Source organism: Methylobacterium planeticum, assembly GCF_008806345.1.
Lineage (GTDB): Bacteria > Pseudomonadota > Alphaproteobacteria > Rhizobiales > Beijerinckiaceae > Methylobacterium > Methylobacterium planeticum.
Genome location: NZ_VZZJ01000006.1, coordinates 1 through 13,439, shown reverse-complemented (window position 1 = coordinate 13,439; position 13,439 = coordinate 1). Strand labels below are relative to the sequence as shown.

General features: G+C 64.7%; 8 protein-coding genes, 1 tRNA gene and 1 pseudogene. 3 read left to right on the top strand and 7 right to left on the bottom strand.

Annotated features, from left to right (window positions below):
* Positions 1–9: 9 nt before the first annotated feature.
* Together F6X51_RS08995 and F6X51_RS08990 are read right to left on the bottom strand one after the other, a co-directional pair.
* Positions 10–1,626, bottom strand: a complete 1,617-nt coding sequence (locus F6X51_RS08995) for a peptide chain release factor 3 (RefSeq protein WP_150962907.1) — start codon at positions 1,624–1,626, stop codon at positions 10–12.
* 162 nt (positions 1,627–1,788) lie between these two features.
* Complete coding sequence (locus F6X51_RS08990; protein WP_150962906.1) at positions 1,789–2,547, bottom strand: SDR family oxidoreductase; 759 nt, start codon at positions 2,545–2,547, stop codon at positions 1,789–1,791.
* Positions 2,548–2,645: 98 nt separating this feature from the next.
* Between F6X51_RS08990 and F6X51_RS08985 the strand changes: the two genes are divergently transcribed.
* Positions 2,646–2,720: transfer RNA gene (locus F6X51_RS08985), tRNA-Gln, on the top strand.
* Positions 2,721–3,312: 592 nt separating this feature from the next.
* On the opposite strand, the gene F6X51_RS08980 is transcribed toward F6X51_RS08985, so the two are convergent.
* The 4 genes from F6X51_RS08980 to F6X51_RS08960 form a co-directional block, all read right to left on the bottom strand.
* The gene (locus F6X51_RS08980) at positions 3,313–3,672 is read right to left on the bottom strand and encodes a hypothetical protein (protein WP_150962905.1); all 360 of its coding nucleotides are present in this window, start codon (positions 3,670–3,672) and stop codon (positions 3,313–3,315) included.
* A 1,456-nt stretch (positions 3,673–5,128) separates the two neighbouring features.
* Positions 5,129–5,317 carry a hypothetical protein gene (locus F6X51_RS08970; RefSeq protein ID WP_150962903.1) on the bottom strand — a complete coding sequence of 63 codons (189 nt, stop codon included), beginning with the start codon at positions 5,315–5,317 and terminating at the stop codon, positions 5,129–5,131.
* 334 nt (positions 5,318–5,651) lie between these two features.
* On the bottom strand, positions 5,652–6,116 hold the full coding sequence (locus F6X51_RS08965) for a hypothetical protein (RefSeq protein WP_150962902.1): 465 nt from the start codon (positions 6,114–6,116) through the stop codon (positions 5,652–5,654).
* 546 nt (positions 6,117–6,662) lie between these two features.
* Complete coding sequence (locus tag F6X51_RS08960; RefSeq protein WP_150962901.1) at positions 6,663–8,873, bottom strand: TonB-dependent siderophore receptor; 2,211 nt, start codon at positions 8,871–8,873, stop codon at positions 6,663–6,665.
* Positions 8,874–9,860: 987 nt separating this feature from the next.
* On the opposite strand from F6X51_RS08960, the gene F6X51_RS08950 reads away from it, so the two are divergent.
* Positions 9,861–12,131, top strand: a complete 2,271-nt coding sequence (locus tag F6X51_RS08950) for a TonB-dependent siderophore receptor (protein WP_150962900.1) — start codon at positions 9,861–9,863, stop codon at positions 12,129–12,131.
* Between the two features lie 563 nt (positions 12,132–12,694).
* A complete protein-coding gene (locus F6X51_RS27785) occupies positions 12,695–12,838 on the top strand; it encodes a hypothetical protein (protein WP_191970056.1) in 144 nt (47 codons plus the stop codon).
* Positions 12,839–13,062: 224 nt separating this feature from the next.
* Here F6X51_RS27785 and F6X51_RS08945 read toward each other — a convergent pair.
* Positions 13,063–13,374: pseudogene (locus F6X51_RS08945) on the bottom strand (carboxymuconolactone decarboxylase family protein); the annotation flags it as partial.
* Positions 13,375–13,439: the final 65 nt, after the last annotated feature.

Genomic DNA, 13,439 nt, shown 5'->3' with positions numbered 1-13,439 from the left:
TGCCGCCTGTCAGGCCGCGCGCTTCTGGTAGTCCTTCACGTCGGTGAAGCGGATCTCCGGATAGCGCTCCTCCTCGTACCGGAGCGAGAACGCCGTCGTCGCCATGAAGACCGGCGCACCGTCGAGGTCGCTCGCCATCGCCGAGCCGTGGCTGCCGATGAACGTGTCGAGCTCGGCCTCGGAATCGGATGAAACCCAGCGGCAGACCGAGAAGCGCGTGGTGTCGTAGTCGATCGGCAGGCCGTACTCGGCCAGCAGCCGCTCCTTGAGAACGTCGAGCTGGAGCGCGCCGACGACGCCGACGATCGCCCCGGACCCGTCCTGGGGCAGGAACAGCTGCACCACGCCCTCCTCGCCCATCTGCTGCAGCGCCTCGCGCAGCTTCTTGGCCTTCATGGCGTCGGTGAGCTTGATGCGGCGCAGGATCTCCGGCGCGAAGCTCGGCACGCCGCGGAACAGGATGTCCTCGCCCTCGGTCAGGGTGTCGCCGATGCGCAGGGTGCCGTGGTTCGGGATGCCGACGACGTCGCCCGCGAAGGCCTCGTCCGCGATGGCGCGATCCTGCGCGAAGAAGAATTGCGGTGCGGAGAGCGAGATCGGCTTGCCGGTGCGCACGAGGCGCGCCTTCATGCCCCGGTTCAGGCGCCCCGAGCAGACCCGCATGAAGGCGATGCGGTCCCGGTGGTTCGGGTCCATGTTCGCCTGGATCTTGAAGACGAAGCCGGTCATGCGCGGCTCGGTTGGCTCGACGAGGCGCTTGTCGGCATCCTGGCCGCGCGGCGGCGGCGCGAACCGGGCGAGCCCGTCGATCAGGTCGCGCACCCCGAAATTGCGCAGGGCCGAGCCGAAGAAGACCGGCGTGAGATGCCCCTCGCGGAAGGCCGCGAGGTCGAAGGCCTTCAGCCCGCCCTCGGCGAGCTCCGCCTCCTCGCGCCAGTTCGCGGCTTCGCCGGTCTCGGTCAGGAGGGCGTCGAACAGCGAATCGTCGAGGCCCGATACCGACACGGTCCCGGCATCGTCAGCGGCGTCGAGCCGGCGCACGCGGTTCGCGCCGAGCTCGTAGGTCCCCGCGAAGTTCCGGCCGCGGCCGATCGGCCAGGTGACCGGGGCCACGTCGAGGGCGAGCGTCTTCTCGATCTCGTCGAGGAGCTCGAAGGGATCGCGTGCCTCGCGGTCGAGCTTGTTCACGAAGGTGACGATCGGGATGTCGCGCAGCCGGCAGACCTCGAACAACTTGCGGGTGCGCGCCTCGATGCCCTTGGCGGCATCGATCACCATCACGGCCGAATCGACGGCCGTGAGCGTCCGGTAGGTGTCCTCCGAGAAGTCCTCGTGGCCCGGCGTGTCGAGGAGGTTGAAGACGCAAGGACCGTACTCGAAGGTCATCACCGAGGTGACGACCGAGATGCCGCGCTCCTTCTCGATGCCCATCCAGTCCGAGCGGGTCGAGACGCGGTTGCGCTTGGCCTTGACCTCGCCCGCGAGCTGGATCGCGCCCCCGAACAGCAGCAGCTTCTCGGTGAGCGTGGTCTTCCCGGCGTCCGGGTGCGAGATGATCGCGAAGGTGCGCCGGCGGGCGACCGGATCGGTGGCAGGGCTGGTATCGCTCTGGGTCTGCATCAACATGGCGGGCAACGGCTCTCACGCCCAGGCCGGGGCGATCGTCTGAGGCGATGGGATCAAGGGATTCGCTGCGCCCGGCCGGGGCCGGGCGCCATCGCGAGGCTATGTAGGCGCAAGGTGGGCAAAGCGCAAAAGCCGCGGCACCGCGACGGGCCCGCCCGAGGCTCAGCCGCGGCCGATGAAGGGCATCTTCGTCGCCATCACGGTCATGAACTGGACGTTGGCCGAGAGCGGCAGCCCGGCCATGTACACCACGGCATCGGCCACGTGGCGCGCGTCCATCACGGGCTCGGCCTGGATCGAGCCGTCGGCCTGCCGGGCGCCGTGGGCGAAGGTGCGGGTCATTTCGGTCTCGGCGTTGCCGATGTCGATCTGGCCGCAGGCGATGTCGAAGGGGCGCCCGTCGAGGGAGGTCGCGCGGGTGAGCCCGGTGATCGCGTGCTTCGTCGCCGTGTAGGGCGCCGAGTTGGGGCGCGGGACCTGCGCGGAGATCGATCCGTTGTTGATGATCCGGCCCCCGCGCGGGTCCTGCGCCTTCATGATCCGGAACGCCGCGCGGGTGCACAGGAACGCGCCCGTGAGGTTGACCGCGACCGCGCTGTGCCAGTCGTCGAGCGGAACCTCATCGATCGAAGCGCCAGGCGTGAAGATGCCCGCATTGTTGACCAGCAGATCGAGACGGCCGAAGGCCTCGGCGGTCCGGGCGAAGAGGCGCTCCACCGCCTCCGGGTCGGCGATGTCGGTCTCGACCGCGAGGGCCTCGGCCCCGTTCGTCGCCGCCCTGATCTCGGTCGCCACCGTCTCCAGGGGAGCGCGCCGCCGCCCCGCGAGCACCACCCGATAGCCCGCGGCGCCGAGCCCCAGGGCCACGGCCCGGCCGACCCCCGATCCGGGCCCCGTCACGATCGCGACCGGCTGCGTCATCTCACCCCTCCATCCCGGACCTGTTCGCCGCGGCTGTGCAAACCGCTCAACCCTGTTGCCTCGAAACGCGACCGCGTCTAGACAGCGCTCGGCCACATTGGGGCGTCGCCAAGTGGTAAGGCAGCGGTTTTTGGTACCGCCATTCCCAGGTTCGAATCCTGGCGCCCCAGCCAACTTCTCCTAGGCCCGCAGGCACTTGCGCGCCGGGACATTTCGACCGCACCAGACCATAACGCGGTCTGCGCCGTCACACGATCCGCCTCGCGTCGTTCGCCGTCGAATCGCGGCGACGCGCGACCCGGCCGATCTGATCGGAAAGTCCGCGAAGGAACTCGCGCGCCTTGCGAGGAGCAACGACGCGTTCGTGCGCGCCATCGACCGTGCCCTGGAGGCAGACGACGGGCTCGAAGGGTTTCGCGCATGGAGGGAGGGAGAGCGAGGCGGATGCGCTGCACGAACCCGTTGACGGAGCCCGACACCAATATCCGCTCCTAGGCCGGCATCATCAATGGCTTGGGAGATCGGAAAACGGACTCAAGTGTGGAGTTTTGACAGCCGCCGAGGCAGGGGCCGTCGATCAGACGAGAAGGGCGGTACGAACATCTCCTGTGCCACCCTAGCGACCCGCCGCCCGTCCGGCTTGGCTTGGCGGCATGACCGAGACCCGTCGCTCCCCTCCGGCCCCAGCGCGTCGTCGCAGCAGGGCGCGACGGGAACCCGCTGGCACGCCATCCGAGCCCCCTGGGCCCGTGCCGGAGAGGCGGGTCAGGATGTCCGCCGCACCTTGGCGGGCAACCGCGCCCGCTCACCGCTGCTACCCGGGCTGAGCATAGGAACGGTTTCACCGACAGCGGCATGACAATAAGCGGCAGGGCTCAGCCGCTTCGGGCGATCACGCGTGTTTCGATCATCCGCGGCGCAGCCACCCTGGATGAGCTTGAGCGTCGGAGCCGACCTTGCGCGCTCTGCGGCCAACATCGCGATGCCCGCGTCGGCCATACGCCGCTTCTCGCCCTCGCTCAGGTCACCGAAAAGATCGTCAACGGCGCTAAGCCAATCATCCCGTGACGGCCGATCTGTCTGCGACAGAAGGAACAACAGAACGTCCACGATGCGCTCGCGCACAGGTCGGATTTCTTGCAACACGATCCCTCGCATCGACAATCTGCCGGAATGCAGCTGTCCGCGGCAGCGGTGTGATCGGATCAAATCATATTAACATTCTATGTAATAGGTTCTGATTCATACGAAGCCGAAGCAAAGTTTCGGATTCGCTTGTGCCCTGGAACGGCCCGCGCGGCGCGAGAAGCGTTGAGCGATCAACTCGTGAGTTAGGGTCCGCTGACCGCCGTGGACGCAGTCATCCTGGCCGCCCTCGTCCTGGCTGACCTTCTCAATCAGCCCGGTCCAACCCCGGACGGTCAGGTCAGAGCAGAGGCCGCCCTCCACTCCTCCGGCTCTGAGCCGAACTCCAGTTCGTGCCCGTGCCCAACTTCCCCATTGCATCGCCTTCACGGGATGGCATGCGGAGGAATGCTACGAGTTCTTCAGCCAATGTGCGCAGGAGCGAGGGGCGGTTGCGCATCGGTTTCTGCCAACGAAAAGCCCCGCGAGCCATGAAGCTGCGGGGCTGAGGCGTTCATCTCGGTATATTCGATCACTGACGGCTTCGCGCGGCAAGTGTCAGCGAATCGGACTTTAGCCCGATGCAGCATTGGCTACGCTCAAGGTAACAGCGTTCGTCTACAAATGTGAAGCGTCAAACGCACAAAGCACCTCCAAGCCTCAGGCCGCGGGGTGAGCGCTAGGGCAAGTTGGCCCCGTCAGCGACCTGAGGGGGGTCAGGGAAGCCGACGGAGCCGTGTCGGCCTCGTGCACCGACCACCCCACCATGCCACATCACGAGTCGGCGAGACCGATCATAGGTCCGGTGCGGAACGCACGAAATGCCCGCCGCGGCGAACCGGGCGGGCCGTTGATCCCGCGGCCACGTCTTAATAGCCGTAGCCGTAGTAACCGTTGCAGTTTCCGTAGGCATCGTAGCCATAGGCACAATCGTTGCCATAGTAGCTACCAAGGCCGTAGCCCGCTCCAAGGCCAAGGCCCACACCGAGCGCGCCGTAACCTAGCCCGCGCCCGTAATAGCCACGGCCACCGCGGCCATAGCCCCCCACGAACCCGCGCCCAGCGTAGCCACGGCCTGCGAATGCCCCGCCTCGGCCGGCGAACCCGCCGCCACGCATTCCACCACCACCGCCGTGGAAGCCTCCGCCGCCACGGAACCCGCCACCTCCGAAGCCGCGCGCATCAGCAGTTGCCGGGACCATAGCAAGAGCGCCGGCCATTGCAGCCGAGGCCAAGAGAATGCGCTTCATCGGATTTACCCACGTTGGAGGGGCCGCCCTCCGAAGGAACGCATCAGTTAACAGGCAGTTCACGCAGCAAATCGTACTGAGCCGGATAACGTACCCCGTGTGATCGAGGCGAAGGAGAAGGCCGCCGGAGGCAGGCGAGATCAGAGTTTGTCTTGTTTCACCATAATCGAGCCAGCCGCGGCCGGCCTGGGCGGATAGACGCGCATTCAGATCGGCTCACCAAGCTTGCCGATGCCGACCCGGTCCGCAGCCTCAGATGCGCGGCCGTGCGCGTAGATCGCGGCCTTCAGGTCGTCGAGGGCGGCCAAGGCATGGCGTCGCGCCCTGGTCACAGACTGCGGGTTCACGGTGCCAGAAGCAGTACAGATCTCAGCCACCTTTTCGACCCGCTCCATCAATGTCCGATGAGCCTCACGAATGTCCGGGTTGGCGCCAATGAACCGCGCGGGGCTGCCGATCCAGCGTCAGACCGTGCCGGTAAGATCCTCATCGTCCGATGTGTATGCTTTGATGCAGTCCGCGGCTGTCCCGAAAGCCCTGGCGAAATCGTCGCGAAGCTGTGAAGGCATTCTCTCGGAATTCTGCTGCGAGCGCGACAGTCCCACGCGTCTCGACATTGGATCCGAGATCGGTCGATTTGACCATCGGTCTAGAGTACCAGCGCCCGGCGGACGAAAAGTCCGCCGCGGTGAACCGGGTGGGCTGCCGCGCTTGAAGCCGTTGCAGGCATCACTGCCTCGGCATGCGCCTGATCTGGCCCACCGTTTCCGGCGAGAGATCGGAATAGAGCCGGCGCCCGTATTGCTCCGAGATCGCCTCGCGCGGTGCCGGCTGCTGTCTGGAGGCCACCGAAACCGCACCAGGGTTCGTACCGGCAGTGCTCTTCCGAGAGGAGAAGTCCTTCTCGATCGTCTTACGATATGACGGCGTATCACCGCAGCCTTCGCAGATGGAGGTGGTCCACGACTGCCAGAGGCCTTCTGTCTTCTCCTGCACCGACGCAGCCCGCACACGTTGCGCCGAAGCGAGCTGCAGGGTGTCGATATCTTTCGCCTGCTTCGGCTCAGGAGCCGCGCGAAGCACGTTCAGTCTCGCGTCCTCAAAGGTTCGCGCAGAAGGCGTGGCATTCTGGGATTGAGCAAACGCCGGCCCCGTCGAGCAGATGAGAGCGGCAGCGAAAACAGCGTATCGCACGAGACACTCCTTTTCGGAATGAACTCAGCGAGCCAAGGCTTAGTTCTGTGCGAAGCATACGAAAAGGCCCACGCCGGCGTACCGGGCGGGCCGAGTGACGTTGGAAGATGGGGGCCGTGGCAGGCTGGGCGCGTCACTCACTCTCGCCGCTGGTCTACCCGAGCTGCGCTGACTGCAGGGCCGACGCGCAAGCCAGGGAGGCCCGCGGTCGCGATGGCGCCCTCGCAGATCATGGCTCACTCGGCCGGCGAGCCACAATCTCGAACTCGAGCGGCGGCGGAACGCTGACGATCGACCAGCCCAGCGCCCGCTGTAGTGGAATGAAATCATGGGCCTTGGACCACAAGCCGGGGCAGCTGCAGAGACCCGGAAGCTCACCCTTCGGCCGGATCAGGATCCGGAGGACCCTCAAGCCGCCGATCGTGGCGCAAGCGACGCGGACATAGACTGAAGCATTCGGAGCAATCCACGGCCAAGGCTGTATCGTGGCAGCGTGATTTAAAATCTCTATTTAGAATCTCTTAGCTGGAGCAAGAGGCGGACCCGTCACCACCGGTAGATCAGGCTGCCGATGACGGTCGCCGGCTGGTTGTAGTTGCAGAAGCCAAAAGAGCAGGTTGTGTAGTTACGGTCAAAGATATTGTAGGCGTTGATCTGCGCGCGGAAGCCCTTGTACTTTGGATCAAGGGCTGCAAAATCGTAGGCGATCAGTGCGTCGTAGAGCGTGACGGCCGTGTTGCGCACCGTGTTCTGGTCGTCGGCGAAGCTCGTGCCGATAAAGCGGATGCCGCCGCCGATCTGCAAGCCGCGCAGCGGGGAAGACGGCGGGAAGGCGTAGGTCAGGAACGAGGCGTAAGTGTCCGCGGGGATGCCCGAGACGCGGTTCCCGTTGAGGGACTCGCCGGCGAACGAGGTCGAGTTCACGAAACGAATGTCGACATGGGTGTAGGCAATCGTCAGGTTCGTGCCCGGCGCGATGTTGGCGGTGGCCTCGGCCTCGAAGCCCTTCGAACGCACGGCGCCGGCAGCGGTCTGGAACGAAATGTTGGTTGCGTCGGGCACCAGGATGCTCGACTGGGTGATGTCGAAGCCCGCGAACGCGGCCTGGATGTTGGTGCCGGGGATCAGGTATTTGACCCCCGCCTCGATCTGGTCGCCGGTGGCCGGCTTGAACGCTTGGCCGTTCCGATCCAGGCCGACCTGCGGCGTGAAAGTCGTGGCGTAGCTCGCGTAGGGCACGATGCCCGGGGCCAGGACGTAGCCCAACCCCACGCGGCCGGTGAAGGCGGTGTTGTCCTGGCGTGAGACCGCGCTGTCGGGCGTGGCCAAGTTGTCCTGCGAGACCCAATCGTGACGCCCGTTCAGGGTCAGGATGAAGTCGCCGAACTTGGCCTGATCCTGCAGGTAGACGCCGATCTGGTCCTGGGTCTGGCGCGAACTGGGCCCGAGCGTCGGCGTCGCGATGAACTGTTGGCCGTAGTTGCGCGTGACGAGGTTCAGGTCCGGGACGAAGCCTGCGCCGAAGCGGGTGGTCAGGCTGTATCGGGCGTAGTCGACGCCCCCGACCACCGTGTGGGCGATGGGGCCGGTCGCGAAGCGCGCCTCAAGCTGATTGTCCAGCGTCTGCTGCACCAAGCCGTTACGCTGGTAGCCGCTGTCCCTCGTGCCGATGGTGCGTTCGTCGTTGATGGACAGGATGTCCGTGTACTTTGCGCTGAGGAACAGGCCGTAATGCCGGAAGTTCTGGCGGAAGATCAGGTCCGGCGTGAACTTGTGCTCGAAGGCGTAGCCGACCCGATACTGCGTCTGGTCGAGACCCGCGAAGCGCGGATCGCCCATGTAGTAGTTGCTCACCCGGAAGCCCGGGTCGTTGAAGAAGAACGTGCTCGCCGGGGTGTTGGTGATCTGGAACTCGCTCAGGAACGTGAACGTGGTATCGGCCGACGGCTTCCAGGTGAAGGCCGGGGCGATGTTGAGCATGTCGTTGTTCGTGCCCAGGCCGATGAAGGTGCCGGCCTCCCGCCGCACGCCGGTGAGGCGGTAGGCCATGGTCCCGTCCGAGCCGGAGACCGGACCGCCGACATCGAAGTTACCCTGGAAGCGGTCGAAATTTCCGGCCTGGAACTGCACCTCGCCGAACGGCACGAAGACCGGACGCTTCGACGTCGCGTCGAGGATGCCGCCGGGCGAACCGAGGCCGTAGAGGCCGGACGCCGGTCCGCGCAGGATGGTGACCGCCTCCAGGCCGTAGGGTTCTGTCTTCGGGTAGGCGAAGCCGCTGCCGATCACACGCAGTCCATCGCGGTAGATGCCCTGGTTGGTGAGCACGTCGAAGCCGCGGATGAAGATCTGGTCGAAGCGCGGGTCGAAGCCCGATCTTGCGCTGATGGCGCCCGGAACGTAGGCCACGGCATCGGCGAAGGTCTGGACGTTGCGGTCGTTGAGCTGCTCGCGGGTGACGACGGAGACCGACTGCGGGGCCTCAATCAGCGGGGTGTTGGCCTTCGTCGCGGCCGTGGCAACCCGGGCGACGTAGCCGGTGATCCCCGATGGGCCGCCCCCGCCTCCACTGGTCGCTGCCGTGTCGCCATCTCCGCCGCTGACGTTGCCACCGCCTCCACTGCCTACCGCAGGTCCAGGCGCCGTGCCTTCAACCGAGAGTTGGTCGAGCCGTACGCTCGGTTCCTGCGCGGCTGCGGTCCCGGTGAGGGCGGTCGTCGCAAGGAGCAGAACGATAAGGGAGGAGCGGTTGGACATGGAGCACGCTGACACGTGCCTTGAGCGGCACAATATCCATTTCTTCGCCGCTCGCGGATGATGAAGCAAGTCGAAAACGTGTTAGAAATCACACACTTAGAACACTTCAAATCTGGATTGCTTCTAAGCTTGGGGGATGCTCGGACGAGTAAGAACGTTGCCAAGTCGTCTGACCTTCGGCGTTCGAGGCCATCCAGCTCCAAACCTCATGGCATAGCTTCGTCGGTCGCTTGCAATGGGGCAGGCCAACTCGATCGCCTTGGGCAGCCCTATGCATTAGTCGGAGTTAGTATCTAGAACAAGACGTTGCTTATTTTGATAACAAACGGCTGAGTGTGCTTTATACAAATCTTCATGTTTCTCTAAATCCCAATCCGACAGCAATCGCCGAGTCGGTTCGATGAACATCGCTCGAAACGCCTGAATCTGCCGCGGTCAGATCGACAAACGGATCAGCGAGAGCCTCGCCGGCATGCGCTCGCTGGGCCGCTCTTCCCTTTTTACGTGACCTTCGGCGCTACGCTCGGCCTTCTCTCCGGTGGGGCACTCCTGATCCTGAGGTCCCGGGGCATGGATCTAGCCGAGGTCGGCCTGCTGCAACGCATCAACCTGCCAGTCCGCCTCATCTATCTGGAGGCCTCGGCGCTGGTCTTCCTCGCCTGTCGTCGACCGCGGACAAGGCGCGAGCCTCACTGTTGCAAGTTGTCGAGAAGGGTCGGTCCGATTTGCACCCTGATTCCTGCTTGGGAAGGGCCCTGTCTGTTTAGACAGCTGGCTGGCGCTTCGAGGCCATCGGTCGGAGGTGGCCAAGCTTCGTTGCAGAACGGTCACACGAGAGGTTTGCCCACAATCGACCTCTTGTAAGCAGCTCAGCTTGGCCGTAGCGAGAAAGCAGAAAAGCCAGAATAAACAGCAGTTTAGGATTGCTATAAACTACGGTCCGATCGCTTTCGGAACGGTGCTGGCGTATGCATTTGGGGCAGTCACATGCGGACAGTTCACTCGGTCTTTTCTCAACAGCGTCGCAATGCCGTCGCCCGGATCACCCTGACCGGCGTGTCTCTCGCGAGCCTGACCGTCGCGGCCTTTGCGCAGGACGCAACGTCGCCCCGTCGTGGGGTATCCAGCCCGCCAGCTGAAGCCACCGTTCAGCTCCAGGAACTGAATGTCGAGGGCACCGGCCGTGGCAATGGCCTTGGCGGCCTTGGTGGCGGTGCCGTTCGTGCCGTCGAAAGCCCGACGGGCCCGGTTGACGGTTACGTCGCTACGCGGTCGGCCACGGCGACGAAGACCAACACGCCCCTGATCGAAACCCCGCAATCGATCTCCGTCGTCGGTCGCCAGCAGATCGATGCGCAGAAGGCTCAGACCCTCACGCAGGCGACGCAATACGTGCCGGGACTTTACTCCGGCACGTTCGGCGCGGATTCCCGGCTCGATTACTTCACCCTGCGCGGCTTCGTGGCGAGCGATTACGGCCTCTATCGCGACGGTCTGCAACTCCTGAACTACGGCTTTGCCTATTTCCGGACCGACACGTTCGGCCTGGAGCGCATCGAGGTGCTGCGCGGACCTGCCGCCGTGCTGTTCGGCGCTGGCACGCCGGGCGGCCTGATCAACCAGGTCACCAAGCGCCCGCCGCTCGACCCTCTGCGCTACATCGAGGTGGGCGGGGGTGCCTTCGGACAAGGCGGCTTCGGCTACGCCGCCTTCGACGTCGGCGGCCCGTCCGACGCGGACGGCCACTGGTTCTACCGCCTCACCGGCATCGGGCGCGTGGGCGGCAACCAGGTCGAGGGCGCGCCGGAGGATCGCGGCTACATCGCGCCGGCGATCACCTACAAGCCGGACGGGGCAACGAAGCTCACCATCCTGACGAGCTTCCAGTACGACAACGCTGCGGTGACCGCGAACTTCTTGCCCTATTCCGGCACCGTGCGGCCGAACCTGTCGGGGTTCCGCATCCCGCGTTCGCTCAACGTGGGTGATGCGAACCTGAACACCTTCCGGCGCGAGCAGGCCCTCGCTGGCTACGAATTCGAACACGCCTTCAACGAGACCTGGACCTTCCGGCAGAACCTCCGCTACTCCTTCGTGGACAGCTTCCAAAACTCCTACATCGGCAACGGCTACACGGCCGGCACGGCGGAGACGAGCCTCTCCCGCTACCAGTTCCGCGACAGCGCGCGGGCGGCCCTGTTCCAGGTCGACAACCAGGCGGAGGCGCGCTTCTTCGACGGCTTCTTCCGGCACGACCTGCTGCTCGGCCTCGACTACAAGAACTACAACCTGCACGACAACCAAGCCTCGACCTTCCCGGGGCCAGACCTCAACCTCCTGTTCCCGGTTTCCGGCCTGCGCGTCGCCACGCCCTCGCCCTACCTCATCAACGCCAACTCCTTCGAGCAGCTCGGCCTTTATGCGCAGGACCAGATCAAGCTTACGGACCAGCTGAGCCTGGTGCTCGGCCTGCGTCAGGACTTCGCCGACAACCGCATCCGCAACCTGCTCACTCCGAGCGCCAGCAACGGCCGAAGCGACAACGCGCTCACCTACCGCACGGCGCTGATCTACAATTTCGACTTTGGGCTGGCACCCTATGTCAGCTACTCGACCTCGTTCCAGCCGCAGATCGGCACCGATGTCACGGGCCAGGGCTTCCGACCGGAGACGGGCGACCAGATCGAGGGCGGCGTGAAGTTCGAGCCGCCGGGACAAGGCTACTTCCTGACGCTCGCAGGCTTCGACATTCAGCGCCAGGGTGTGCTGGTGCCGAACCCGGCTTCCCCCTTCTTCAGCATCCAGTCCGGCATCGTGCGTTCCACGGGCTTCGAGGCCCAGCTCACCGTGAACCTCGCGGAGGGGCTCAACGCGGTGGCGGCCTTCACGACCTACGACCTCGTCACCACGCGGGACGCCGACCCGGCACGGGTCGGCCGCACGCCGACCAACATCCCGGAGACCTTCGCCTCGGCCTTCTTCGATTACACGATCCCCGTGGGCGAGTGGCGCGGCTTCGGCTTCGGCGGCGGCGTGCGCTACATCGGCAGCTCCTTTGCCGACGTCGCCAACACGCTGAAGGTCTCGGACTACGTTCTGTTCGACGCGCAGGTACACTACAACTGGGAGAACTGGCGCATCGCTGTGAACGCCACGAACATCGGAGATCGGCGCTTCGTCTCGTCGTGCCAGTCGACCACGGCCTGCTTTTACGGCGATGCTCGCCGCGTGGTCGCGAGCCTGAGCTACAAGTGGTGAGAGCCGGTTCACCCTGAGGATTTTGGCGAGAGGTAAAGGGGCGGCTGAGCGTCAGCTGCCTCCGACTCCGACCGGGCGTCCTGCAACGCCGTTTGCCAACCTCGGCGTCATCGTCGATCCGGAGGCGGAAGATGGTCGGTGATGACCTCCAACTGCGCACCTGTCAGCCAAAACAGGTTGGAGACGTCAGGATCGACATACGCCGAGGCAGCCTCAAGAAAGTCTTCGGAATGGTGCGTCGTCGCAGTTCGATCCACCTCCACTGTTGGTCAAGCCTGACGGCCCGTTCCAAAACCTCGGGTTTATGCAACGGCGCGATGTTCCACATGGGCCACAGCGCCGGCATCAGGAGCAGCATCGGCATTCGTGTGGAACAAATATCTAGAGCATGCCTCACCGGGCGACCCAGCCTACCCGACACCGGAGAGCCTGATGGCTTCGGTTCGTTTCAGCGTGAGCCAAGTCCAGTACAGAGAATACCTCTGACACTTTCTCGGGTTGTTTGCCGGAGCGTTGTATCCCTATCCTCACGTCCGACATCAAGACCTGATGGCGACACGTTGATGAGCGCGGCTTCCGATCGCGCCCTCACGGATGCTGAGGACGCAGCAGCCCGCTGGGAAACGTATGTCAGCGACCACTTCATCGAGCATGTGCAGTTGGAGGCGATCCGCAACTTGTTCAGCGAGCAGGCAGACAAGAAGTGACGTGCCTCGTGGCTTGCAGGGGACACTCTGAGCCAGTGAGCATCGTTGGGCGTTATGGAACGCGTTCACCTCGGCGTTCTGCGATGAGGACAATGACCGCTGCCGTTAACCCGACGAGAAGCGGCGCTACGGCGAAGACCAACAGGTTTATGGTCATAGCAACACCCTTGAGGATGCCACGGGCCAACACTCTAGGCCTGCTTGCGCCGCAAGCCAATCCGCGCTTATTCGCGAGTGCACGGGTTCGTCGGTCGCGAGCCGATGCCGAAATCGATGACCTTGTCAGGATGAGAGACCTCCTTGGCGGCGAAGAGGCCGTTCAGCGCGGCCGGGACGCTGGCATTGACCGCCGTTTGCATCAGGATCTCGATGATCTCAACGCGTCTGAGCCCGACATTGAGCCCTGCCGCGAGGTGGACCTCGAGCTGCGGCGTCGCGTTCCCCAGCGCGGTCAGGGCCGCGATGGAGGCGATCTCGCGGGCGCGCAGGTCGGGGCCCGGGCGGCTGTGGATGTCGCCGAACGGGAACTCGACGAGTTAGAGCGCTGTCCGAGCGGGCTGAAACGGATAGCCGGGTGAGAGGTTGGTCGGCGAAGGAGAGC

Bases quoted from the DNA above. Each gene is read 5' to 3' on its own strand.
- F6X51_RS08995 (WP_150962907.1), bottom strand. From the start codon at position 1,626: ATGTTGATGCAGACCCAGAGCGATACCAGCCCTGCCACCGATCCGGTC.
- F6X51_RS08990 (WP_150962906.1), bottom strand. From the start codon at position 2,547: ATGACGCAGCCGGTCGCGATCGTGACGGGGCCCGGATCGGGGGTCGGC.
- F6X51_RS08970 (WP_150962903.1), bottom strand. From the start codon at position 5,317: ATGGAGCGGGTCGAAAAGGTGGCTGAGATCTGTACTGCTTCTGGCACC.
- F6X51_RS08960 (WP_150962901.1), bottom strand. From the start codon at position 8,873: ATGTCCAACCGCTCCTCCCTTATCGTTCTGCTCCTTGCGACGACCGCC.
- F6X51_RS08950 (WP_150962900.1), top strand. From the start codon at position 9,861: ATGCGGACAGTTCACTCGGTCTTTTCTCAACAGCGTCGCAATGCCGTC.
- F6X51_RS27785 (WP_191970056.1), top strand. From the start codon at position 12,695: ATGAGCGCGGCTTCCGATCGCGCCCTCACGGATGCTGAGGACGCAGCA.